The 22164-nt window shown below is 72.9% G+C and carries 20 protein-coding genes; 13 read left to right on the top strand and 7 right to left on the bottom strand.

Annotated features, from left to right (window positions below; all coding sequences use genetic code 11):
* Positions 1-75: 75 nt before the first annotated feature.
* Entirely contained in the window at positions 76-1233 is a 1158-nt protein-coding gene (nagA, locus tag D581_RS0124125; protein WP_018959763.1) for an N-acetylglucosamine-6-phosphate deacetylase, read from the bottom strand.
* Positions 1233-2123 carry an ROK family protein gene (locus D581_RS0124120; RefSeq protein WP_018959762.1) on the bottom strand — a complete coding sequence of 297 codons (891 nt, stop codon included), beginning with the start codon at positions 2121-2123 and terminating at the stop codon, positions 1233-1235. The genes nagA and D581_RS0124120 overlap by 1 nt, the downstream gene beginning before the upstream one ends.
* Positions 2124-2556: 433 nt before the next feature.
* Between D581_RS0124120 and D581_RS0124115 the strand changes: the two genes are divergently transcribed.
* Both D581_RS0124115 and D581_RS0124110 read left to right on the top strand, forming a co-directional pair.
* Entirely contained in the window at positions 2557-3837 is a 1281-nt protein-coding gene (locus D581_RS0124115; RefSeq protein WP_026290856.1) for an extracellular solute-binding protein, read from the top strand.
* Positions 3838-3881: 44 nt separating this feature from the next.
* On the top strand, positions 3882-4163 hold the full coding sequence (locus D581_RS0124110; RefSeq protein WP_018959760.1) for a DUF3263 domain-containing protein: 282 nt from the start codon (positions 3882-3884) through the stop codon (positions 4161-4163).
* Between the two features lie 69 nt (positions 4164-4232).
* On the opposite strand, the gene D581_RS0124105 is transcribed toward D581_RS0124110, so the two are convergent.
* Entirely contained in the window at positions 4233-4913 is a 681-nt protein-coding gene (locus D581_RS0124105; protein ID WP_018959759.1) for a phosphotransferase, read from the bottom strand.
* Positions 4914-5165: 252 nt separating this feature from the next.
* Between D581_RS0124105 and D581_RS0124100 the strand changes: the two genes are divergently transcribed.
* The 4 genes from D581_RS0124100 (at position 5166) to D581_RS0124085 (ending at position 9328) form a co-directional block, all read left to right on the top strand.
* Entirely contained in the window at positions 5166-6545 is a 1380-nt protein-coding gene (locus tag D581_RS0124100) for an alpha-lytic protease prodomain-containing protein (protein ID WP_018959758.1), read from the top strand.
* Between the two features lie 134 nt (positions 6546-6679).
* On the top strand, positions 6680-7543 hold the full coding sequence (locus D581_RS0124095) for a dioxygenase family protein (protein ID WP_018959757.1): 864 nt from the start codon (positions 6680-6682) through the stop codon (positions 7541-7543).
* Positions 7544-7784: 241 nt separating this feature from the next.
* A complete protein-coding gene (locus D581_RS0124090; protein WP_018959756.1) occupies positions 7785-8294 on the top strand; it encodes a SigE family RNA polymerase sigma factor in 510 nt (169 codons plus the stop codon).
* A 125-nt stretch (positions 8295-8419) separates the two neighbouring features.
* On the top strand, positions 8420-9328 hold the full coding sequence (locus D581_RS0124085; RefSeq protein WP_026290855.1) for a hypothetical protein: 909 nt from the start codon (positions 8420-8422) through the stop codon (positions 9326-9328).
* Between the two features lie 146 nt (positions 9329-9474).
* Here the strand turns inward: D581_RS0124085 and D581_RS0124080 are convergent, their stop codons facing one another.
* The gene (locus tag D581_RS0124080; protein WP_018959755.1) at positions 9475-11151 is read right to left on the bottom strand and encodes a bifunctional 3'-5' exonuclease/DNA polymerase; all 1677 of its coding nucleotides are present in this window, start codon (positions 11149-11151) and stop codon (positions 9475-9477) included.
* Positions 11152-11260: 109 nt separating this feature from the next.
* Here D581_RS0124080 and D581_RS0124075 point away from each other — a divergent pair, with 109 nt between their 5' ends.
* Together D581_RS0124075 and D581_RS0124070 are read left to right on the top strand one after the other, a co-directional pair.
* Complete coding sequence (locus D581_RS0124075) at positions 11261-12433, top strand: DUF2786 domain-containing protein (protein WP_026290854.1); 1173 nt, start codon at positions 11261-11263, stop codon at positions 12431-12433.
* A 38-nt stretch (positions 12434-12471) separates the two neighbouring features.
* On the top strand, positions 12472-14598 hold the full coding sequence (locus tag D581_RS0124070; protein ID WP_018959753.1) for an FUSC family protein: 2127 nt from the start codon (positions 12472-12474) through the stop codon (positions 14596-14598).
* Positions 14599-14616: 18 nt separating this feature from the next.
* Here the strand turns inward: D581_RS0124070 and D581_RS0124065 are convergent, their stop codons facing one another.
* A complete protein-coding gene (locus D581_RS0124065) occupies positions 14617-15144 on the bottom strand; it encodes a hypothetical protein (RefSeq protein WP_018959752.1) in 528 nt (175 codons plus the stop codon).
* Positions 15145-15399: 255 nt separating this feature from the next.
* Between D581_RS0124065 and D581_RS0124060 the strand changes: the two genes are divergently transcribed.
* Entirely contained in the window at positions 15400-15642 is a 243-nt protein-coding gene (locus D581_RS0124060) for a DUF397 domain-containing protein (protein ID WP_003968242.1), read from the top strand.
* A gap of 37 nt (positions 15643-15679) precedes the next feature.
* Here D581_RS0124060 and D581_RS0124055 read toward each other — a convergent pair whose 3' ends face one another.
* Positions 15680-16186, bottom strand: a complete 507-nt coding sequence (locus D581_RS0124055) for an ATP-binding protein (RefSeq protein ID WP_018959751.1) — start codon at positions 16184-16186, stop codon at positions 15680-15682.
* A gap of 357 nt (positions 16187-16543) precedes the next feature.
* Here D581_RS0124055 and D581_RS0124050 point away from each other — a divergent pair, with 357 nt between their 5' ends.
* On the top strand, positions 16544-17407 hold the full coding sequence (locus D581_RS0124050) for a Scr1 family TA system antitoxin-like transcriptional regulator (protein ID WP_026290853.1): 864 nt from the start codon (positions 16544-16546) through the stop codon (positions 17405-17407).
* Positions 17408-17465: 58 nt separating this feature from the next.
* Positions 17466-18923 (top strand): aldehyde dehydrogenase family protein, encoded by a 1458-nt coding sequence (locus tag D581_RS0124045; protein WP_018959749.1) that lies wholly within the window; start codon positions 17466-17468, stop codon positions 18921-18923.
* A 133-nt stretch (positions 18924-19056) separates the two neighbouring features.
* On the opposite strand, the gene D581_RS0124040 is transcribed toward D581_RS0124045, so the two are convergent.
* Entirely contained in the window at positions 19057-20058 is a 1002-nt protein-coding gene (locus D581_RS0124040; protein ID WP_018959748.1) for a helix-turn-helix domain-containing protein, read from the bottom strand.
* A gap of 64 nt (positions 20059-20122) precedes the next feature.
* Here D581_RS0124040 and D581_RS0124035 point away from each other — a divergent pair, with 64 nt between their 5' ends.
* Both D581_RS0124035 and D581_RS0124030 read left to right on the top strand, forming a co-directional pair.
* Positions 20123-21436 (top strand): MFS transporter, encoded by a 1314-nt coding sequence (locus tag D581_RS0124035; protein WP_018959747.1) that lies wholly within the window; start codon positions 20123-20125, stop codon positions 21434-21436.
* Positions 21437-21470: 34 nt separating this feature from the next.
* Positions 21471-22112 (top strand): PadR family transcriptional regulator, encoded by a 642-nt coding sequence (locus tag D581_RS0124030; RefSeq protein WP_018959746.1) that lies wholly within the window; start codon positions 21471-21473, stop codon positions 22110-22112.
* The last annotated feature ends 52 nt before the right edge of the window (positions 22113-22164 follow it).

Raw genomic sequence — 22164 nt, 5'->3', positions numbered from 1 at the left:
CATGTCAAAGCGCTGGCGGTCGGCCCAGTCCCGCGGGCCGACCGCCGTCGCTTCGTTACGTGCTCACCGCGCGGGCTACGCGGTCTTCGGCTCGATGATCCACTCGCCCCGGCGCATGACGCCCTTGAGGACGAAGTCCTCGTCGAGGACGACCAGGTCGGCGTCCTTGCCCGCCTCCAGCGAGCCGACCCGGTCGTGGACGCCGAGCAGCCGGGCGGGGTTGGCGGAGATGGACCGCACGACGTCCTCGACGGGGATGGCGTCGAGGGTGACGGCCCGCCGGAACGCGGTGTCCAGGGTGAGCGTGGAGCCGGCGATCGAGCCGCCCTCCACCAGCCGGGCCACGCCGTCGGTGACCTCGACCGCGAGCGGGCCGAGCTCGTACGCGCCGTCGCCGAAGCCGGCGGCGTCCATCGCGTCGGTGATCAGCGCGACGAGGCCCGCGCCCTTGTGGCGGTAGGCCAGCTCCAGCACGGCCGGGTGCAGATGCGTGCCGTCGTTGATCAGCTCGACGGTGATCCGGTCGTCCTCCAGGAGGGCGGCGATCGGGCCGGGGTCGCGGTGGGCGAGCGGCGGCATCGCGTTGAAGAGGTGCGTGGCGACGGTCGCGCCCGCCTCGATGGCCTCGACGGTCTGCTCGTACGTCGCGTCCGTGTGGCCGATCGCGGCGATGACCCCGTGCTCGGCGAGCAGCCGTACGGAGTCGATGCCGCCGGGCAGCTCGGTGGCGAGGGTGAACATCCGGGCGGTGCCGCGCGCGGCGTCCAGCAGCTTGCGGACGTCGGCCGGGTCCGGGTCGCGCAGCAGCTCCTCGCTGTGGGCGCCCTTGCGGCACGGCGAGATGAAGGGGCCCTCGAAGTGGATCCCGGCCAGGTCGCCCTGCTCGACCAGCTCGGACAGGACGCCCGCGCGCCGGGCGAGGAAGTCCATCTCGCCGGTGACCGTGGAGGCGACCATCGTGGTGGTGCCGTGCTCGCGGTGCGTACGGATACCGGTGAGGACCTCGTCGACGGTGCCGGAGGTGAAGGAGGCCCCGCCGCCGCCGTGGTTGTGCATGTCCACGAAGCCGGGGACCACCCAGTGGCCGCTGAGGTCGATGGTCCGGGCGCCCTCCGGTGCGGAACCGGAGATCCGGGAGCCCTCGACGGCCACCCGGCCGTCCTCGACGGTGCCGGTGGGGAGCACCACCCGGGCGCCGGCGAGAACGGTGCTGTCTGCTGCGCGTCCGGCCATCAGGCGGAAACCTCCGTGGAGAGTAGATCCCAGGCGAGCAGCCCCGCGCCCAGGCATCCGGCGGTGTCCCCGAGGGCCGCCGGGACGATGTGGGGCAGTTTCTGGAACGTGACGCGTTCCTCGACGGCCGCACGCAGTGGTGTGAACAAGGTTTCCCCGGCTTCGGCGAGTCCGCCACCGATGATGAGCGTGCCCGGGTCGAGGAGGGTGAGCGCGGTGACGAGGCCGGCGGCGAGCGCGTCGATCGCGTCCTGCCAGACCCGGACCGCCGCCGGGTCGCCCGACTCGACGGCCTTCGCGCAGTCCGCGGCGTCCGCCCCGGGGTCCCCGGAGGCGGCGGCCCAGGCCCGGGTCACCGCGGCGGCCGAGGCCAGCGTCTCCAGACAGCCGCGCTGGCCGCAGCTGCAGTCGGGGCCGTCCGGGCGGACCACGATGTGGCCGATCTCGCCCGCGTCCCCGTGGGCGCCCGCCTCGATGGCCCCCGCGATGCCGATGGCCCCGGCTATCCCGGTGCCCAGCGGGACGAACAGGAAGCGGTCCGCGCCCCGCCCGGCCCCGATCCGGCCCTCGGCGAGCCCGCCGGTGCGGACGTCGTGGCCGAGGGCGACGGGGACGCCGAGGCGCTCGCCGAGGAGGGTGCGCAGCGGTACGTCGCGCCAGCCCAGGTTCGCGGAGTACACCGCGACGCCCTTCTCGGCGTCGACGATGCCGGGCACGGCGACCCCGGCGGCGACGGCGCTCTCGCCGAGGTGCTCCTCGCCGTGGGCCCGCAGGTCCGCCGCGAACCCGAGGATGGTCTCGACGACCGCGTCGGCGCCGCGCTCCCGGCCGGTGGCTCGCCGCGCCTCGTGGAGGAGGGTGCCGTCGGTCCCGACCAGTGCGGCCTTCATTCCGGTGCCGCCCACATCGAGGGCGATGACATGTCTCACGGGAGACAGTTTCGCCCGCCGACCCCCAAAAGGTCTAGTCCACTAGCGAGGTTTGTTGCGCACCCATACAAAATGATGAAGGAGTGAAGACCGGTCGTTTTCTACCGGAAAGTCACTCATGGGCGGCCCCGGACCGGGGGGAATCGGCCCAAAGGTCTGGACCAAGATACGGGCAGGGGCACCCGACTGCCAGTGCGCGTACGCCAGTTGTGGCCCCCGAGACCCGTATACGTTGCCGAAGCGATACGCCGGTGGTGTAGACCTCCGCGTCGCCAATGGGGGAAAATCGCAGTTCATCCGGACGGTGCCCAGGACAGGGGCGGCGCTGCCGCGGCCGAACGGAGGCCGGGGCCGGCGCCGTGCGCGCCGTCCGTGAGCCAGGTGATCAACGAGGATGGGCGAGGCTGTGCAGCGGCGCTTTGTGGGTCTGACCGCGGCGGTGGCCGCGTTGGCAATGACGGCGACGCTGGCGGGCTGCGGCGGTGACGGCGGCGGCAAGGGCGACGTCACGCTCAAGCTGGTCGCCGCCGACTACGGCACCACCCCGGAGAACAGCTCCGAGAAGTACTGGAGCGGAGTCGCGGCGGGCTTCGAGAAGGAGCACCCCGGCATCAAGGTCGACGTCACCGTCCTGCACTGGAAGGACGTCGACCGCGAGGTCGCCGCCATGGTCAAGGCCGGCAACGCCCCGGACATCGCCCAGATCGGCGCTTACGCGGACTACGCCAAGGCGGGCAAGCTCTACACCGCCGACGAGACGCTCGCGATCCGCACCACGGCGAACTTCCTGCCGAGGCTCGCCGACGCGGGCAAGATCGACGGCACGCTGTACGGCCTGCCCTTCGTCGCCAGTACCCGGCTGCTCTTCTACAACAAGGAGCTCTTCGACGAGGCGGGGCTGGGCGCCCCCGAGACCTGGGACGACATCCGGAGCGACGCCGCCGCGCTCAAGGCGAAGGGCGTCGACTACCCCTTCGCCCTGCCGCTCGGCCAGGAGGAGGCCCAGGCCGAGACCCTGATGTGGCTCCTCAGCGGTGGCGGCGGCTACACGGACGACGTCGGCGCGTACGACCTCGACTCGGCCCAGAACATCGCCACGTTCCGCTGGCTGCGGGACAACCTCGTCGGCGAGGACCTCACCGGACCGGTCGAGCCCGGCAAGCTGGACCGCGCGAAGGCCTTCGAGGCGTTCGCCGACGGCGAGGTCGGCATGCTCAACGGCCACCCCACCCTGATGGACAAGGCCGAGGCCAAGGGCATCAAGGTCGGCATGGTGCCGCTGCCCGGCTTCGACGGCCCGACCAAGGGCTCCATGGGCGTGGCCGACTGGATGATGGGCTTCAAGGAGAACGGCCACCGCGAGGAGATAGGCACGTTCCTCGACTACGCCTACTCCGACGAGAACGTGCTGGAGTTCGCCGAGAGTTACGACATGCTCCCGGTGACCGGCAGTGCCTCCGCCGCGATGGAGACCGACAAGAAGCACAAGAAGCTGCGCCCGTTCCTGGCGGCCCTGCCGAACTCGACGCTCATCCCCTACAGCAAGACGTCCTGGGCCACGGTCAGCGACGGGATCAAGAAGAAGATCGGCAGCGCGGTCGCGCCGGGCAGCAACCCCGAGAGCATCCTCGGCGAGCTCGCCACCGAGGCGTCACAGGCGGAGGCCGCCGAGTAGCGGTCGCGGGCGCGGTGTCGGGGGTGGGCGTTAAGTTGGTCGATATGACCGCCCCCGACCACGAGCACCGCGCCCCCCGGGCCGAGCCCGCCCCCGACGCCGGCGGACTGTCCGTACGGGACCGGGCGCTGCTGGCCCTGGAGCGGCGGCCCTGGGCGGGGCCCGGGGCGAAGGAGCGGGCGATCCGCGAGGAGCTCGGGATCTCGCCGGTCCGCTACTACCAGCTGCTGAACGCGCTGATCGACGACGAGCGGGCGCTGCGCGAGGACCCGGTCACGGTGAACCGGCTGCGGCGTGTGCGCGACGCGAAGCGTGGGCGGCGCTGAGCGCGCGCTGAACGGGGGCTCCGACCCCGGGCCCCCGCTCCTCAATCGCCGGAGGGGCTTTATTCGCCTTTACGGGGCGCAGCCCAGCACCAGGTTCACCGCCCGGACCAGGCGGGCCCGTTCGGGGTCGGTCAGATGCGGGTTCGCCCGCTGGCGGGCGCGGGCGAGGGACAGATCGGCGGCCGACGCGCCGCCGTCGTCGGAGAGTTCCGCCAGGAGCGCCGTCAACAGGGGCCGGACGTCCGCCCCGGCGGGGAGCTCCGGGTCGAGCGCGATCCGGGCCAGCGTCAGCGCCGACATCGCCCGGTCGAGACCGGGCGGGCCCTCCGCCGCGGTGGACCAGTCGATCACCACCGCGCCCCCCTCCGTCAGCACCACGTTCTCCGGACGCAGATCCAGATGGAGCACGCAGTCCTCCGGGTCGGCCGAGACCCGGGGCGGTATGGCGTGGAGCTCGCGCAGCAGCCGGGCGAGCAGCGCGCCCGCCTCGGCCGCCCCCCACCGCCCCGCCCGCAGGGCCTCGGCCAGGGTCGGGCCGGTCAGCCGCTGGAGCACCAGGTCCGTGGGGCGGGCCCCTTCGGCGGGCGGACCGATGCGCGGCACCGGGAAGCCGAAGGCGCCGACGTAACTCATCACGGCCAGCTCCTCCGTGATGTCGGTGCGGTCCCGGTAACGGCGAAGGACCCAGGAGCCGTCGAGTGCGTACACGTCGGCGGTGCGTCCCGAGCCCAGAAGTTGGCCTGTGTGCATGGGGCCGAACCTACCCGGGCGCCCCGCCGAAAGGGAGACGCGATCAGGCTTCGCCCGGCAGGGCCGCGAAATCGGCTCCGTACCCGCCCGCGGGGTGGGCCGGAGCACGCGCCGCGCGGCCCCATAACGCGGAGGGAGGGGGGTGAACGGGATCTGCTGCGCCGGGTGTCGCCGCCGCTACGGTTTCGGCAATTCCCTGGTCCGGACCAACCCCAGCCGGACCTGGACACCCCCAGAACCAAGGAGAGTGACGTGGAGAGAACCACGCTCCGCAGACGCGCCCTCGCCGCCGGCACCGCCACGGTGGCCGTGGGTGCGCTCGCCCTCGCCGGGCTGACCGGCGTGGCGTCCGCCGACCCCGCGGCCACCGCCGCCCCGCCGGTCTCCGCCGACAGCCTGTCGCCCGGCATGCTGGCCGCCCTGGAGCGCGACCTCGGCCTCGACGCGGACGACGCCCGCAGCCGGATAGCCAACGAGTACCGCGCCGCCGCCGTCGCCGCCGGGCTGGAGAAGTCCCTCGGCGCCAGCTTCGCCGGAGCCAGGGTCAGCGGCGCGAAGGCGACGCTGACCGTCGCCACCACCGACGCCTCCGAGGCCGCCCGGATCACCGACGCCGGAGCGCGCGCCGAGGTCGTCGGCCACAGCCTGGACCGGCTCGAAGGCGTCAAGAAGGCCCTCGACAAGGCCGCGCTGAACAAGGCGCCCAAGAACGTGCCCGTCTGGTACGTCGACGTCGAGACCAACCGGGTCGTCGTCAACGCCGCCAGCACCGCCGCAGGAAAGGCGTTCCTCAAGGCGGCCGGGGTCGACAGCGGCCTCGTCACCGTCGCGAAGTCCGCCGAGCAGCCCCGCGCCCTCGCCGACATCCGTGGCGGCGACGCGTACTACATGAACGGCTCCGGCCGCTGTTCCGTCGGCTTCTCGGTGAAGCGCGGCACCCAGAACGGCTTCGCCACCGCGGGCCACTGCGGCCGCGTCGGCACCACCACCAACGGCGTCAACCAGCAGGCCCAGGGCTCCTTCCAGGGCTCGACCTTCCCGGGCCGGGACATGGCCTGGGTCGCCACCAACGCCAACTGGACCCCGCGTCCGCTGGTGAACGGCTACGGGCGGGGCGACGTCACCGTCGCCGGCTCCACCGCCGCGGTCGTCGGCGCCTCGGTCTGCCGCTCCGGCTCCACCACGGGCTGGCACTGCGGCACCATCCAGCAGCTGAACACCAGCGTCACCTACCCGGAGGGCACCATCTCCGGGGTGACCCGCACCAGCGTCTGCGCCGAACCGGGCGACTCCGGCGGCTCCTACATCTCCGGCAGCCAGGCGCAGGGCGTCACCTCCGGCGGCTCGGGCAACTGCTCCTCCGGCGGTACGACGTACTTCCAGCCGATCAACCCGTTGCTCCAGACGTACGGGCTGACCCTGGTCACCAACGGCGGGCCGACGGACCCGCCCACCGACCCGCCGACCGACCCGCCCACCGACCCGCCGGGCGGCACCTGGGCGGCCGGCACCGCGTACGCCGCCGGCGCCACGGTGACGTACGGCGGAGCGACCTACCGCTGCCTCCAGGGACACACGGCCCAGCCCGGCTGGACCCCCGCGGCCGTCCCGGCGCTCTGGCAGCGGGTCTGACCACCCGGGACCGGTCCCGGGTGTGACCGCCCCGGGACCGGTCCGGCACCACCGAACCTCCTGAACCTCCCGCCTCCCGCCTCCCCGCGTCGAGGAACCCCGAGGACTCCGAGGAAACCGTCATGACCCCACAAATGGACAACACAACCCCCCATGAGCCCAACGCGTCCGACGAGACGTCGGGGGACCGGCGGCGGATCAGCCGCAAGGGTCTCCTGAAGGCCGCGCTCGTCGCGAGCGCCGCGCCCCTGCTCGCCGGAGGGGGCGTCGCGCTCGCCCGGGACGCCGCCGCGTCCGGGAACGGGCCGCTGGCCCCGACCCCGGAGTGCGACGACGGCGACGACACGACGCCTCCGCAGATGGAGGGGCCGTACTTCAAGCCCAACTCGCCGCGCCGCACCAGCCTGGTGACCCCGAGCACCCCCGGCGTACCGCTCACCGTGAGCGGCTACGTCTTCGGCCGGGCCTGCCGTCCCATCGCCGGGGCGCTGCTCGACTTCTGGCAGGCCGACACCAACGGGTCGTACGACATGGCCCAGTTCGCCTTCCGGGGGCATCAGTTCACCGGCTCGGACGGGTCGTTCAGCCTCACCACCATCGTGGCGGGCCTCTACCCGGGCCGTACCCGGCACATCCATGTGAAGGCGCAGGCGCCCGGCGGGCGCATCCTCACCACCCAGCTGTACTTCCCGAACGAGCCGCGCAACAACACCGACGCGCTGTTCGATCCCGAGCTGCTGATGAACGTCCGCACCGTCGGGAACGGGCGGCAGGGCACCTTCGACTTCGTGCTGGACGTCGCCCAGACGCCCGGCCCGACCGATCCGCCCACCGACCCTCCCACCGATCCGCCGGGCGGCACCTGGTCGTCCGGCACCTCCTACCGCGCGGGTGACCGCGTGACGTACGGCGGGGTCGCCTACCGCTGTCTGCAGGCGCACCAGGCCATGTCGGGCTGGGAGCCGCCGAACGTCCCCGCGTTGTGGGAACGCGGGTAGACGAGGACACAGCGAGCGCACCACCGCCCGCGCCCCGTTCACGCCGTCCGGCGCGTGAACGGGGCGCTTCTCGCGTTCCCCTCCCCCCACGAGCTCCCACGAGCTCCCACGAGCCCCCACGAGCCCCCACGAGGTGGTCCGGCCCCGGGCCCGGAAAAGTTCTCGCGGATCGTCCGAAACATTTGCCCGCCCCCGCCGCGTCGTACAGGGGGAAGGGCGGAACGGACGGACGGGGGAGTGCATGAGGGCGTCGCGTACCGAGGAGTTCAAGGTGTTCGCGGCCGGCCGGGCCGGCCATCTGTTCCGCTCGGCCTGCCTGCTGACCAGCGGCGATGTGCACCTCGCCGAGGACCTGGTGCAGGAGACGCTGAGCCGGATGTACGTGCTGTGGGGCCGGGCCCGCAGGATCGACAACCCGGCGGCGTACGCGCAGACCGTGCTCGTACGGACCTTCCTGACCCACCGGCGACGCCGCTCCGCGAGCGAACGCCCGCTGGCCGAACTGCCCGAGGGCGCTCAGACCGCCCCCGACGACCCGGCGCTGCGGATGACGCTGCTCCGGGCCCTGGCCCAACTGGCCCCCAAGGACCGGGCGGTCGTGGTGCTGCGGTACTGGGAGGACCGGAGCATCGAGGAGACCGCCGCCGCCCTCCAGGTCAGCTCCGCCGCCGTACGGACCCGCTGCGTGCGGGCCCTCGGGCGGCTGCGTGAGCTGCTGGGCGGCAGCATCGCGGAGTTCGCCGCCCGCTGACCTCCGCTGACCTCGCCTGACCTCCGCTGACCTCCGCTGACCTCCGGCGGCCTCCGGCCGCCTGCCCGACCGGCCCCGTGGGCCGTCAACCGTCGATCATTGAGAACGAGAAGTGGTGGTTCCCCATGCCCAGTGAAGACGATCAGCCGTTCGAGGACGGCCTCGGTACGGAAATGCGCCGTGCCGGAGAGACCTTCGAGCTGTCCGGCCGCGGCGCCCTGGTGGACGGCGCGCTGGAACACGGCCGGCGCACCGTGCGCCGCCGCCGTGCCGCCGCCGTGGCGGGCAGCGTACTGACCCTGGCCCTCGTCGGCGGCGGGGTCACTTTCGCCACCGGGCAGCTGGGCGCCCCCGTCGACCGGGCGAACGTCGCGAGCAGTGGCCCGGTCCCGCAGACGGCCGCCACCCCCACGGACGCTGCCACGGACACCGCCACCCCCACGCCGACGGCCGCGCCCACGGACGCCGCGACGGCCACCCCGTCGGACGCGCCCCCGGCCCCGGACGCGTCGGCGCCCACCGCCAAGGAAACCGCGCGCACCGGCGAGCCCTCGTCGGACCCGGCCTCGCGCGGAACGCACGATGCGGGGGAGCCGGCGCCGCCGCTCGACTACGCGCTGCTGATGCCCACCTTCCGCTCGCTGCTGCCCGACGGCCTCTCCGTGGGGGATGAGACGGACAGCGGGGGTGAGTTCGCGTCGGTCGTCGTCGACGACGGCGAGGGCCGGTCCCTCGTGCAGATCAATGTGCAGCGCGACATGCGGGACGTCGCCGACCAGCTGTACCGCGAGGCGACCACCCTGCCGGACGGCACCCTGCTCGCCACCTCGAAGAAGCCCGGTGAGAAGGGCGGCCAGGGAGTGGTCATGTGGACGGCCGACACGTTGCGCCCCGACGGTATGCGGGTCGTCGTCTCGGCCTTCAACTCCGGCGAGCAGTCGAGCCCCGCCACCCGGCCCGCGCCCGCGCTCACGATGGACCAGCTCACCGCCCTGGCCATCAGCCCGGAATGGCCGAGGCTCCAGCAGCGGTAGGGGACGTCCGGCGCATCATGACCGGGTCCGCGACGGCCAGCATGTCCCAGTCACGCCAGGGACCGGGTCCGCGACGGCCAGCATGTCCCAGTCACGCCAGGGACCGGGTCCGCGACGGCCGGCATGCCTCAGTCACGCCACGGGCGTCACTTCGCGTCCGCATACCGCTCCACCACCGCCGTCGTGAAGGGGAACCGCGCCGGCGTCCGGCCGAAGGCGGTCCGCCCGGCCAGCTCGCCCGCCGCGCGGATCGCCTCCGCGACGGCGGTGCTCTCTTCGGCAGGGCAGTGCACGATCACCTCGTCGTGCTGGAAGAACACCAACCGCGCCCGCAGCCCCTGCTCATGGAGGGTCCGGCGCAGCGCGGCCAGCAGCAGCAGCGCCCAGTCGGCCGCGCTGCCCTGCACCACGAAGTTACGGGTGAAGCGCCCCCGGGCCCGCGCCGGACCGCCGTCCGGCGCGGCCCCGGAGCCCTCGGGACCCTCCTGGGGAAGGCCCGCCTCCTCGTCCTGCCCCGCCAACGCGAGCGGCGGGCTGGTCCGGCCCAGCCAGGTCCGCACCACCCGCCCCTCCTCGCCCGCCCGCGCCGCGTCGTCGACATAGGCGACGGCCAGCGGGAAGCGGCGGCGCAGAGCGGCCAGGTTCTTCAGTCCGTCCCCGGACGTCTGGCCGTAGATCGCCCCGAGCAGGGCCAGCTTGGCGTGGTCGCGGTCGCCGGAGAACGCCCGGTCGGACAGGGCCTTGTAGAGGTCGCCGTCATGACCGGCCACCTCCATCAGACCCCGGTCGCGGGAGATCGCCGCCAGCACCCGGGGCTCCATCTGGTCGGCGTCCGCGACGACGAGCCGCCACCCCTCGTCGGCGACGACGGCCTGCCGGATCACCTTGGGGATCTGGAGGGCCCCGCCGCCGTTGGTCGTCCAGCGGCCGCTGACCGTACCGCCCGGCTGGTACTCCGGGCGGAAACGGCCCTCGCGCACCCAGTCCTGGAGCCAGGACCAGCCGTGCGCCGTCCAGATCCGGTACAGCTTCTTGTACGCGATCAGCGGCTCGACCGCCGGATGGTCCAGCTCCTCCAGCTCCCACCGCCGGGTCGACTTCACCGGGATGCCCGCCTGCGCGAACGCCTTCACCACATCGGCCGGCAGGTCGGGGCGGACTCTTCGGCCGAACGCCGCCGACACCTCGTCCGCCAGCTCGGCGAGTCTGCGGGGCTCGCCGCCGCCCGCGTACCGCTCGCCCAGCAGCCCGTTCAGCAGCTCCCGGTGGACGTCGGCACGCCAGGGCAGCCCGGCCCGGTGCATCTCGGCGGTCACGAGCATCCCCGCCGACTCCGACGCGGTCAGCAGGCGCATCCGGTCCGGGTGCTCCGCCGCGTCGTGACGGCGCACCTGGTCCGCGTAGACCCGCAGGAGCCCCTCGAACGGCACCCCGGGGCCCGACGGCGGCTCGAAGAGGGAGGACTGCGCGCCCGGCTCGGCGGACCGGGCGGGCGGGTCCGGCGGCACCGGCGCGTTGTCCAGCCTGGCCAGCGCGGCGGCGGCGGAACGGGGCTCGCCGAGCCGCCCGGCGTGCCCGAGCAGCAGCAGCTCGGCGCACTCGATGTCGTAGCACCGCTCGACCCGGACCCCGGCGGCCAGCAGCCGGGGGTAGATCTCGGCGGTCGACCGCCACACCCAGCGCACCACGTCGGGCCGGGAGCGGATCGCCTCGACCAGGTCGGGCTCGGCGAGGACCGGCCCGGCGGGCATGCCGTCCCGGGCCAGCGGCGCGAGCAGCGCCCCGCCCCCGTCCGCAGCCGCCACCGCCCACCGTTCGGTCATGGGTGCGAGTCTGGCACCCGCCACTGACAGTGCCCCGGAGGCGGAGCGCGCCGGGCCTCGGGTGGACCGAACCTTCAGTGGGCCGGGCCGTGCGCCTACCCTTGGCCGGATGGAATCGGTGATCGACCGGGCGTGCGCGGCGGCCCTCTACGTGGCGGGCGACGCCGCCCTCGACACCGGGGCCTCCCTGCTCGCCGCAGCCCCGGAGGCCGACGCGGAGGCGCACCGGCGCGGCGAGGAGTTCGTGCGCCGGGCATGGGACCGGGGCTGGCACCCGGCCGACCTGGTCCGGTTCGTCCGCCACGAGCTGGACGAGCGGCGGGCGGCGCTGGCCGCGACCCTGATCGCCGCCGAGACCGCCCGGTACGCGGAGCTGCCGCCCCGCTGGCGGCAGCAGCTCGCCGAACTGCCCGCCCCGGTGCCGCGCAACCGCCCCGACCGGTTCCGTTACGCGGGTGACCTGCTGGAGCTGTACCGGCTGCTGCTGCGGCTGCCCGCCATCGAGCCCGTGGGGCCCCCGCCCGGCGCCGCCGCCGATCACCCGCACCGGCCGCCCGCCGCCGACGAGCCCCGCATGCTGACCCGGATCCGGGCGCTGCTGGCGAAGGCGGAGGCGACCGGTTTCCCGGAGGAGGCCGAGGCGCTGACCACCAAGGCGCAGGAGCTGATGGCCCGGCACAGCATCGACGAGGCCCTCCTCGCCGCCCGGACGCACAGCCGCGAGACGCCGGGCGCCTGCCGGATCGGGGTGGAGCCCCCGTACGAGAGCGCCAAGGCGATCCTGCTCGACGCGGTCGCCTCCGCCAACCGCTGCCGGGCCGTGTGGAACGACGATCTCGGCTTCACCACGGTCGTCGGCTTCGAGCCGGACCTGGAGGCCGTCGAGCTGCTGTTCACCTCCCTGCTCGTCCAGGGGACGGCCGCGATGACCCGGGCGGAGGCCGGTCAGCGCGCCGGAGGACGCAAGCGGACCAAGACCTTCCGGCAGGCGTTTCTGATGGGGTACGCCCAGCGGCTCGGCCGCCGGCTCGCCGACGGCGCCGAGCGGGTCACCGCGGCGGCCGACGGCGCCGACGCGGTTCCGGCCGGCGAGCTGCTGCCGGTGCTGGCCGCCCGGGACGTCGCGGTCACCGAAACCGCCGGGCGGATGTTCCCGAGGACCACCACATCCCGGGTCCGCGGCATCACCGACCTGGACGGCTGGACACACGGCACCGAGGCCGCCGACCGGGCCCACACGGGCGGCACGTCCCACCGACCCGATGGCGAAATCATGTCCTAAGTCGAGCTTGTCCTGGATTGCACGGCTAGGCTCGGCCCATGAGCTGGCTCCGGGCGCTGAAGGAGACCGCCCGCTCGGGGCTGGAGATCGAGCGGCAGAGGCTGGAACCCCTCATCGCCCTGCGCGGTGCGGCCGGCCTCGCCCTCGTCGTCGGGGCCGGCCTCGTGATGTTCGGGCCGGAGATCGCGGCGAGCTCCGCGTTCGGCGCGTTCCAGGCGGCCCTCGCCACCTTCCAGCGCAGCTGGCGGCCCCGCCCCGTCCTCGCCCTCGTCTCCGGTGCGAGCCTCGCCGTATCGACGTTCGTCGGTTACGTCAGCGGCGCGCACGTCGTGCTCTTCCTGTGCCTCCTCGGCGCCTGGACCTTCCTCGCCGGACTGGCCTGGGCGGCGGGCCCCACGGGCGGCATCATCGCCGCGTCCAACGTCGCGATCATGCTGGTGACGATCACCCTGCCCACCTCGGTCGTGGACGCCGCCGCCCACGCCGGGATGATCGCCGTCGGCGGGGTCGTGCAGGCCGCCCTCATCGTCCTCTTCCCGGTCCGCAGATGGGGCGCCCAGCGCGACGCGCTCGCCGACGCCCTGGCCGCCGAGGCCGACTACGCCCGCCGCCTGCGGCTCGACCCGGTCGCCGCCTTCGACCCGCTGCCCCTGATGACCGCCCGCAGCGCCGCCGCCGTCACCCCGCGGGAGGCCCGCCGCCGCCCGGCCGAACTGCACGGGGCACGGGGGGTCGCCGAGCGGCTGCGCCCGGTGCTCGCCTCGCTCGCGGACCCGGCGATGGGGGTGCCCGGCGACGGTCTTGAGCGGCTCTGGGTGAACGAGTTGCTGGGCGCGGCCGGATCGGTCCTGGACGCCGCCGCGCGCGCTGTCCGGCACGGCGAGCCCGTCCATCTCTCCGCCACGGACCTGGGCGTCCTGAAGACCCCCGACAACGACGTGATCCTCGTCGGCCCCGCCCGCCGCGCCGCCGACCGGCTCTCGGCCCTGCTCGACGACGTCCTGGAGATCGCCGAGGGCACGGGGACCGACAGCGGGGTCCCCTCCGGCCTCGCCCCGGACACCCGGCACCGGCCCACGCTGCTGAAACTGGTCCCGGTGGTGCTGGCCTCGATGCGCCGCGAGCTGCACCACGGCTCGCCGATCCTGCGCCACGCCGTCCGGGTCGCGGTGGTCGCCGTCTCCGGGTACTTCGTCGGCGAGGCCGTGCCGTTCGGCCACGGCTACTGGGCGCCGATGACCGCCGTCATGGTGATGCGGCCCGAGTTCTCGCAGACGTACGCCCGCGCGGCGGGACGCTTCGGCGGCACCCTGGTCGGCGTCGGGCTCGCCACCGCCGTCGTGCAGACCACCAGTCCCGACGCCCGGCTCTCCGCGCTCCTCGCGGTGATCTGCGCCTGGCTGATGTACCTGCTGATGCGCACCGGCTACGCCGTCGGCCAGGTCTGCGTCGCCGCGTACGTCGTCTTCCTGCTCGGCATGGCCGGCGACGACTGGTCCCAGACCGTCACCGAGCGCATCGTCCTGACGCTCGTCGGCGGGCTCCTCGCGATGATCTCGTACGCCGTCTACCCGGCCTGGGAGACCCCGCGGCTGCGCGACCGGCTGGCCGAGTGGCTGGTGGCGGACGGGCGGTACGCGGCCACGGTCGTCGACCGGTACGCGGACCCCGCCTCCCGGGACGCCGAGGACGTCCGGGACGCCCTGATCGCCACCCGGGAGGCGCGTGTGGCGTGGCAGGAGGCGCTGGCGACCGCCCAGCACGAACCCGTACGCCACCGGGGCATCTCCCGGGCCGCCGCCACCGACGCCCAGCACGCGCTGGCCCAGCTGGGCCGGTCCGCGATGGTGCTGGAGGCCCATCTGCCGGCCCGGTCGGCCGACCCGGTGCCCGGCGCCGCCCAGCTGGCCGAGGCGGTGCGCCGGGCCACCGAGAAGGGCGCCAGGGCGGTACGGGAGCGGCGGCTGCCCGACTGGCAGCCGGTGGTGGACGCGGTGGCCCACTGGGACATGCCCACCCCGGCGGACGACGGCACGACGCCGATCGGCGACCCGGTCGTGCGCCGGGGCGCGGCGCTGCTCCTGGACGCGCTGGAGGAGTTCACCCGGGCCCTGGACGAGCGGGGCGGCTCCACCCGGGTCAGCAGCACGCTGGCCGAGGGCTGAGCGGCCCCCGGGCGGGCGTCAGGGCGCGGGGACGTCAGGGATGTCGGGCAGGTCGCCGAGGCCGGGGAGCGAGGGCATGCCGCTCGGCAGTTTGCCCGGTTCGGCCTTGGTGAGGGTGTCCTTGACGCCGCCGTCCCACGAGAGCACCAGCTTCGTGCCGTCCACGGAGTCGATCGCGCCCATCGTGCGGTCGGTGGAGCCGCCGGTGCACTTCAGCGCCAGCATCGGTTCGCCGCCCATGTCCTTCACATCGCCCTGGCACACGGACTGATCGGCGACCAGGGCGACCTTGCGGGCGCTGATGGACGCCGTGACGTTCTTGCCGCCCGTCAGCCCCACCCAGGTGCCCTCCAGCGCCGCCGCGTCCACGGCGCCGCTGCCCGCCGACTCCCCGGAACCGTTGCCGCCGCCGCTCCCGGGCGTCGGGCTCGCCGCGGAATCCGCGCCGGAATCCTTGCTCGCCCCGTCTCCGCCGCACGCGGTCAGCGCCAGTGCGGCGGCCAGAGCGGCGACCGCGACGGCGCCGGTGCGTAGAGATCTGGTCACGTGGAGTTCCCCCTTGCTGTTTTCCGGTCGAAAGACCGCGCCACGTTACCAAGGTCCGTAGCGATCAACTCCCTTGAACGGGAGCGAAATAGGCGTGCCGTTCGTCTCTCTTCCCGGAGGGCGCGGCCGGGGCGGAAAGGCCTGTAATCAAAGGAACACCCCGCGTGCACGTGCATCTGCTCATGCATTGGCATATGAACAGAGCTATGATCCGAGCTAGTTGACACTTGCACCTTGCAACTCGGGGAGCGTCCTGTGCACCACGTGTACAACGGCATGGCGGCCACAGAGCTTCGCGGAGTCGTCTGGCAGAAGAGCAGGCACAGCAACTCCCAGGGATCCTGTGTGGAGTTCGCGCGGCTGCCCGGAGGGAATGTGGCGATGCGGAACTCCCGCCACCCCGACGGGCCCGCCCTCGTCTATACGCCGGCGGAGATAGAGGCGCTGCTGCTCGGCGTCAAGGACGGCGAGTTCGACCACCTCGCCGCGGGCGCCTGACGCGGGGTCCGGCCCGTGACGGGCCGGACCGGGGTACTCACGAACTCGGCTTCGCGTTCTCCTGGAGCCGGAAAAGGGCCCAGACGACCTTGCCGTACAGCGGGCCCGAAGGCAGTTCTCCGAGCTGTACGGGAGAAGGGTGCCAGCCCCAGCTGTCGCTGACGCATTCCACCAGGAAGAGTCCGCGGCCGGATTCGGCCGAATCCGCCGCCTCGCCCGCCACCGGGCTCTCCCGGCTGGGGTCGCGCACGGCGCACACCAGTCGCGAGGTCCAGCGCATCAGATGCAGTCGCACCGGCGGGTCCGTCATTTCCCGGGGCGGATCGCCGGGCAGCGCGTGGCGCAGGGCGTTGGTGACGAGTTCGGACACCACCAGGGCGACGTCGTCGAATCGGTCGCCCAGCTCCCATCGCTCCAGCGTCGACCGGGTGAACTTCCGTGCCCCGCCGACCGCTTCGTAGCGTGCGGGCAGAGCACAGGACGCCGATCCGGCAACCCCTGAGGGGTCGGTGGGGGGAAGCCCCTGCCGTAACGGCTCGAGCATCGTCGATCCATTCGTCCCCATACGAGGCACTCCCGGGATTCGCGGCTGTAGCGGCACTGCCTGTAGCGGTACTGCGGGGGGTACAGCGGCACAACACGAGCACGCAGGTGCGCGAGGACCATGGTTCCGAATGCGCAGGGCAGATGCAAGGGCAGATGCACGTGCACGCGCCGGACCTGCCCGATACCGTGGTGGTTCCGGGGTATTTCTTCCCTGGGTCAGTTTCGGGTGCTTCCTAAACGTCTTCCCATTTCCGTAATCGAATGAGTACGGGCTGATGCGTTTTGGTGGCAGAATCCGGCAGTCGGGGTTGGGGGGCTCCGGTTGCCAGGGGAAGCGATGGGGAGGGTCGGGCCAGTGTCGGCAGGCGAGTCGAGTGGATCGGTGGTGCGGCGCATCCTCCTGGGCTCTCAGCTCAGGAGACTGCGGGAGTCGCGCGGAATCACCCGTGAGGCGGCCGGCTACTCGATCCGGGCCTCCGAATCGAAGATCAGCCGCATGGAGTTGGGACGGGTGAGCTTCAAGGCCAGGGACGTCGAGGACCTGCTCACGCTCTACGGGGTCGCGGACGAGGCGGAGCGCGACTCCCTCCTCGGTCTGGCCCGTGAGGCCAACGTGGCCGGTTGGTGGCACAGTTACGGAGACGTGCTGCCCGGCTGGTTCCAGACGTACATCGGCCTGGAGGGCGCCGCCTCTCTCATCCGTGTCTATGAAGTGCAGTTCGTGCACGGGCTGTTGCAGACCGAGGCGTATGCCCACGCCGTCGTCTCGCGCGGAATGCGCGGAGCCTCGCCCGCCGAGGTCGACCGCCGGGTGGCCCTGCGGCTGGCGCGCCAGAAGGCCCTCGTCTCGGAGCGCGCCCCGACGTTCCACGCCGTGCTCGACGAGGCGGCGCTGCGCCGACCGTACGGCGAACGCGACGTCATGCGTGCCCAGTTGCGGCATCTGATCGATATGTCGGAGCAGCCGAACATCACGCTCCAGGTCATGCCCTTCAGCCATGGCGGTCATGCCGGCGAGAGCGGATCGTTCACGATGCTGCGTTTCCCGGAATCCGATCTGTCGGACATTGTCTATTTGGAGCAGCTGACGAGCGCGCTCTATCTGGACAAGCCCGAGGAGGTCGCGCAGTACGAAAAGGCCATGGCGGGTCTCGCCCAGGACAGCCCCACACCGGAAGACAGCCGGGATCTTCTGCGCGGTCTACTCCAACTGGCGTAATTTCTCAGTAGGATGACGTGGCATCAGGAGTCTGCGAACGCCTGCAGTAAGGGATTGCATGTCCTTCTTCCATGAACTGGCCCACCAGTACATCGACGGCGAGTGGCTGACCGGCAGCGGCTCGTGGGACATCATCGATTTCAATCCCTACAACGGTGAGAAACTCGCCGCCGTCACCGTGGCCACCGCGCTGGAGGTCGACCGGGCCTACCGGGCCGCCGAGCGGGCCCAGCGGGAATGGGCCGCCGTCAATCCCTACGAGCGCCGCGCCGTCCTCGAACGCGCGCTCCGCGTCACCGGTGAACGCGCGGAGGAGATCGCCGAGGCGATCATCGACGAACTCGGCGGCACCCGGCTGCGGGCCCAGTACGAGGTCCGGGGAGCGACCGAGTTCCTGCGCGAGGCGATCCGCCAGGCGCTGCGGCCCACCGGGCGGCTGCTGCCCGCCGTGGGGGACGGCCGGGAGAACCGGCTCTACCGGCTGCCCGTCGGTGTCGTGGGTGTCATCAGCGCCTTCAACTTCCCTTTCCTGGTGACGATGAAGTCCGTGGCCCCCGCTCTGGCGCTCGGCAACGCGGTCGTCGTGAAACCCCACCAGAACGCCCCCGTCGTGGGCGGCGGCCTGATAGCGAGGATCTTCGAGGACGCCGGGCTGCCGGCCGGGCTGCTCAACGTGGTGATCACCGACAGCGCCGAGATCGGCGACGCGTTCATCGAGCACCCCGTGCCCAAGGTGATCTCGTTCACCGGATCGGACCGGGTCGGCCGGCACATCGCCGCCACCGCGGCGGGCGCCTTCAAGCGGACCATCCTCGAACTGAGCGGGAACAGCGCCCTGGTGGTGCTGGAGGACGCCGACGTCGACTACGCGGTCCGGGCGGCCGTCTTCAGCCGCTTCCTGCACCAGGGGCAGGTCAGCATGGCGGCCAACCGGATCCTGGTGGACCGGTCGGTGGCGGCGGAGTTCACCGAACGGTTCACCGCCGAGGTGGCCGCCCTGAAGACCGGGGACCCGAGGGACCCGGAGACCCGGATCGGCCCCGTCATCAACGCCTTCCAGGCCGACGCGTTGGACGCCCTGGTGGCCCGGGCGGTCGCGGACGGCGCGACGGCGCTCGTGCGCGGCCGGACCGTCGGCAACGTCGTCGGCCCGACCGTCCTGACCGGCCTCGCGGAGGACTCCCCGCTGCTTCGGCAGGAGATCCTCGGGCCGGTGGCCCTGTTGATGACGTTCGACGGCGAGGAGGAGGCCGTGCGGATCGTCAACGACAGCCCGTACGGACTCAGCGGCGCGGTGCACACGCGGGACGCGGAGCGCGGCGTGAAGTTCGCGCAGCGGATCGTCAGCGGGATGTTCCACGTCAACGACTCCACCGTGCAGGACGATCCGCTGGTCGCGTTCGGCGGCGAGAAGACGTCCGGGGTGGGACGGCTGAACGGCGAGGCCGTGGTCGAGGCGTTCACCACCCAGCGGTGGATGTCGATCCAGCACGGCCGCTCGGTCTTCCCGTTCTGACGGCCTTCCCGTTCTGGCGGTCTTCCCGCTCTGACGGGGGGCAGCCGCCTCCTGCCGGGGGCAGCCGCCTCCTGCCGGGGGCAGCCGCCTCCTGCCGGGGGCAGCCGCTTCCTGACGGGGTCTGCGGCCTGCCTCAGTCCCCCGGCCCCCGGAACGTGGCGCGGTAGGCGCTCGGCGAGACGCCCAGCGCCGTGTGGAAGTGGTGGCGCAGATTGGCCGCCGTGCCGAGCCCGGCGCGGGCGGCCACCTGCTCGACGGGCACGTCCGACTCCTCCAGCAACTCCCGGGCCAGTTCGATACGTTGCCGGGTCAGCCAGTTCATGGGCGTCAGCCCGACCTCGTCCCGGAACCGCCGGGTGAAGTGCCGCACGCTCATCGACTCCCTGGCCGCCAGCTGCCCCAGCGTGATCGGGTCCTGGAGCCGGCGCAGCGCCCACGCACGGGCCGCCGATGTCCCCGGAGCCGACCGTTCGGGCACCGGCCGGCGGATGTACTGGACCTGCCCGCCCTCGCGGTGCGGCGGTACGACCGTGCGCCGGGCCACGTCGTTCGCGACGGCGCTCCCGTGGTCGCGGCGGATCATGTGCAGGCAGAGGTCGATCCCGGAGGCGCAGCCCGCCGAGGTCAGCACGGTCCCCCCGTCGGTGTAGAGCACGTCCGGGTCCAGCTCGACCCGGGGGAAGAGCCGGGCGAACCGCTCCGTGTACCGCCAGTGGGTCGTCGCCCGGTGCCCGTCGAGCAGTCCGGCCGAGGCCAGCAGATACGCCCCCGTGCAGATCGAGGCCACCCGGACGCCGGGCCGGATCAGCGCGAAGGCCTCCGCCAGCGGGGCCGGCAGCGCCGGGGTCTCCTGGACGTAGTCCTCGTACGAGGACAGGACGATCACGGTGTCGGCCTCGGCCAGTGCCTCGGGGCCGTGCGGGACGGCCACGGTGAAGTCGCCGTCCGTGCGCACGTCCCCGGGCGACAGGGTGCAGGTGGCGACCTCGTACAGCGGCTCGCCGTCCGCCGAGGCCCCCTGCCTGGCCTGGCCGAAGAGCTGGTGCACGATGCCCAGCTCGATGGGGAGCAGGACCTCGCGGGCGAGCACGGCGACGCGGTGCCGTCCGGGGCGGGTGAAGACCGTCATGGCCATATCTTTGCGCACCCGGTCTATCTGGACACTCGTGGGGACGGGCCCCGCTCGCGACGCTGAAGCCATGGCCCCTTCGACCACGGCATCCCCGTACACCCCGCCCTCCCGCCGGCCCTCCCGGATCCACCGCGCCTGGCTGATGGCCGCCGTCGCGGGCGCGGCCATCGTCACGGCCGGGGCGTTCACCACCGTGCCGGGTCTGCTGGTGACGCCCCTGCACGAGGAGTACGCCTGGGAGCGCGGGCAGATCGCGCTCGCCGCCTCGGTGAACATGGTGTTGTTCGGCCTCACCGCCCCGTTCGCGGCGGCGCTGATGGACCGCGTCGGGGCCCGCCGCGTCGTCATGGGTGCGCTGCTGCTGGTCGCCGCGGGGGCGCTGCTCACCGGCGTCATGACGCGGCCGTGGCAGCTGGTCGCGTACTGGGGCGTGCTGATCGGCCTCGGCAGCGGCTGCCTGACCATGACGTTCGCCGCCGGGATCACCGCCCGCTGGTTCGACCGGCGGCGCGGCCTGGTGACCGGTGCGCTCAGCTCCTCCAGCCACCTGGGCCAGCTGCTCTTCCTGCCCCTGCTGGCCTGGTCCGTGGGCCGCTTCGGCTGGCGCCCGCCGGTGGTGACGCTGGCCCTGGCGGCCCTGGCGGTCGCCGCCCTGGTGTTCCTGCTGCTGCGCGACCACCCGGCGGACGGGGGCGTGAAGCCGTACGGGGCAACGGAGTTCGTCCCCCGCCCGCCCCCGGTCCCCGGAGCGGCCGGGCGGGCGCTGAGGGTGCTGCTGCGTGCGGCGCGCACCGGTCCGTTCTGGTTGCTCGCCGGGGTGTTCGCCCTCTGCGGGGCCTCCACCAACGGCATCATGTGGTCCAACTGGGCGCCCGCCGCACATGATCACGGCATGCGGGCGACGGCGGCGGCCTCGCTGCTGTCCCTCGTCGGGGTCTTCTCCGCCCTCGGCGCGCTGGTGGCCGGCTGGCTGACCGACCGGTTCGACCCGCGCCGGCTGCTGACCGTCTGCTTCGCCGTCCGCGCGCTCACCCTGCTCGCGCTGCCCCTGGTGTTCACCTCCACGGTCACGGCCCCGATGCTCCTGTTCGTGGCGGTCTACGGACTCGTCGACGTCGCGACCGTGCCGCCCGTCATCGAGCTGGCCCGCCGGGTGTACGGGGACGACGGTCCTGTCGTCTTCGGCTGGACGAACGCCGCCCACCAGCTGGGGGCGGGCGCCTCGGCGTTCCTCGGGGCCACCGCACGGGACGTCTTCGGCACGTACGACGTGGTGTGGGCGGCGCTGGCGGCCGGCTGCCTCGTCGCCGCGCTGCTGGCCCCGGCCGTACGCGTGAGGGCACACCGGCCGACCGAACGCAAGCGGGCGGGGCTACCCTAGTCAAAGTTGAATAGGAAGATGGGTGTTGGGTGTCATGTCCGCGATCCGACTGCTGGTCCTCGGCGCCGTCCGCATGCACGGTCGCGCACACGGCTATCAGGTCCGCAACGACCTGGAGTACTGGGGCGCGCACGAGTGGTCCAACGCCAAGCCCGGGTCGATCTACCACGCCCTGAAGCAGATGGCGAAGCAGGGACTGCTCCTCGCGCACGAGACGGCCCCCTCCACGGCGGGCGGCCCGCCGCGCACCGAGTACGAGCTCACGGACAAGGGGCTGGCGGAGTGCCGCCGCCTGCTGCGTGACGCCATCCGCTCCTACGACCGGAACATGGACGTCCTCTCGGCGGCCATCGGTTTCATCGTCGACCTGCCCCGGGCGGAGGCGGTCGCGCTGCTCAAGGAGCGGATCGAGGGCATCGAGAAGTGGCGCAGGGCGGTCACCGAGTACTACACCCCCGAGGAGGGCCCCGAATCCCTCGGCCACATCGGCGAGATCATGAACCTCTGGGTGCACTCGGCCGACACCGGCGCGGAGTGGACCCGAGGTCTGATCGCCCGCATCGAGGGCGGCGCGTACACCTTCGTCGACGAGGGCGATCCGTTCGTCGGACTGCTCGCCGATGACGACGGGAACCCGTACGCCACCGGAGTGCCCCACCCCGGGGACCACGACTAATCAAGTTTGACGAATGGGAGATCCGGGTTTACCTTCGACCCCCTAGTCAAGT

The organism is Streptomyces sp. CNB091 (genome assembly GCF_000377965.1).
Note: the sequence above shows the minus strand (reverse complement) of the source record. Positions and strands in the feature narration are given on the sequence as shown.

Coding starts and splice junctions, on each gene's coding strand:
- nagA (WP_018959763.1), bottom strand. CDS start 1,233: ATGGCCGGACGCGCAGCAGACAGCACCGTTCTCGCCGGCGCCCGGGTG.
- D581_RS0124120 (WP_018959762.1), bottom strand. CDS start 2,123: ATGAAGGCCGCACTGGTCGGGACCGACGGCACCCTCCTCCACGAGGCG.
- D581_RS0124115 (WP_026290856.1), top strand. CDS start 2,557: ATGGGCGAGGCTGTGCAGCGGCGCTTTGTGGGTCTGACCGCGGCGGTG.
- D581_RS0124110 (WP_018959760.1), top strand. CDS start 3,882: ATGACCGCCCCCGACCACGAGCACCGCGCCCCCCGGGCCGAGCCCGCC.
- D581_RS0124105 (WP_018959759.1), bottom strand. CDS start 4,913: ATGCACACAGGCCAACTTCTGGGCTCGGGACGCACCGCCGACGTGTAC.
- D581_RS0124095 (WP_018959757.1), top strand. CDS start 6,680: ATGGACAACACAACCCCCCATGAGCCCAACGCGTCCGACGAGACGTCG.
- D581_RS0124090 (WP_018959756.1), top strand. CDS start 7,785: ATGAGGGCGTCGCGTACCGAGGAGTTCAAGGTGTTCGCGGCCGGCCGG.
- D581_RS0124085 (WP_026290855.1), top strand. CDS start 8,420: ATGCCCAGTGAAGACGATCAGCCGTTCGAGGACGGCCTCGGTACGGAA.
- D581_RS0124080 (WP_018959755.1), bottom strand. CDS start 11,151: ATGACCGAACGGTGGGCGGTGGCGGCTGCGGACGGGGGCGGGGCGCTG.
- D581_RS0124075 (WP_026290854.1), top strand. CDS start 11,261: ATGGAATCGGTGATCGACCGGGCGTGCGCGGCGGCCCTCTACGTGGCG.
- D581_RS0124070 (WP_018959753.1), top strand. CDS start 12,472: ATGAGCTGGCTCCGGGCGCTGAAGGAGACCGCCCGCTCGGGGCTGGAG.
- D581_RS0124055 (WP_018959751.1), bottom strand. CDS start 16,186: ATGCTCGAGCCGTTACGGCAGGGGCTTCCCCCCACCGACCCCTCAGGG.
- D581_RS0124045 (WP_018959749.1), top strand. CDS start 17,466: ATGTCCTTCTTCCATGAACTGGCCCACCAGTACATCGACGGCGAGTGG.
- D581_RS0124040 (WP_018959748.1), bottom strand. CDS start 20,058: ATGGCCATGACGGTCTTCACCCGCCCCGGACGGCACCGCGTCGCCGTG.
- D581_RS0124035 (WP_018959747.1), top strand. CDS start 20,123: ATGGCCCCTTCGACCACGGCATCCCCGTACACCCCGCCCTCCCGCCGG.
- D581_RS0124030 (WP_018959746.1), top strand. CDS start 21,471: ATGTCCGCGATCCGACTGCTGGTCCTCGGCGCCGTCCGCATGCACGGT.